Below are 668 nucleotides of genomic sequence, written 5' to 3' on the forward strand. Positions count from 1 at the left end.
ACGTTATTCAGGAAAAGAACGGGATGCCACGGGGCTGTATTACTACGGCGCACGGTATTACGCCCCTTGGTTGCAACGCTGGATCAACCCAGACCCCGCAGGAACTCTGGATGGATTGAATTTGTTCAGAATGGTCAGAAACAGCCCTGTGATACTTGTTGATGTACAAGGGCTCATGCCAACCAACAGCGAGAGCGCTACCACCTCTGTTTCTACACCCGGCCCCTCTACAAACCAGACAACAATAGCCGACGACATAAGAACACTGCTTACCCCCTTGCTAAGCGAAATAGCAATTACCGACGTACCCTACGTCAATGCCAATCAGCAAGTGCAGTACAAACATGACAGCAACCATGCAAGAGTGCGCACTCGCCGAATCCAAACCGCAAAGGACCTTGGAATGTCATTAAGCGATGCCGTGAACGACAGAAACTTTCAACTGTCACTTGCTGAAAAGGTGAGCACTGAGCGTGATGAGCGCAATCAGTTGTTCGGACAATGCGCCGAGATGGCCTATCTCTCTGCCACTAAACTCAAGACACTGGCACAAAACACCGAATACAATGGGCGGTTGCAGGAGCTGAGTGCAACACGGTTATTGAATTGAAGCCGGAGCATCATGCCGCATAGCCAAGGCTTCCTGCATCACCTCTCCCATGACTTCG

General features: G+C 50.9%; 1 protein-coding gene. It reads left to right on the forward strand.

The annotated features are described in order from the left end of the window. Nucleotides 1-610: RHS repeat-associated core domain-containing protein (locus ACZRMS_RS26305; RefSeq protein WP_463997645.1), on the forward strand; the 610-nt coding region annotated here is incomplete at its 5' end. Nucleotides 611-668: the final 58 nt, after the last annotated feature.

The sequence above is a fragment of the Pseudomonas sp. B424 genome, from assembly GCF_055408345.1.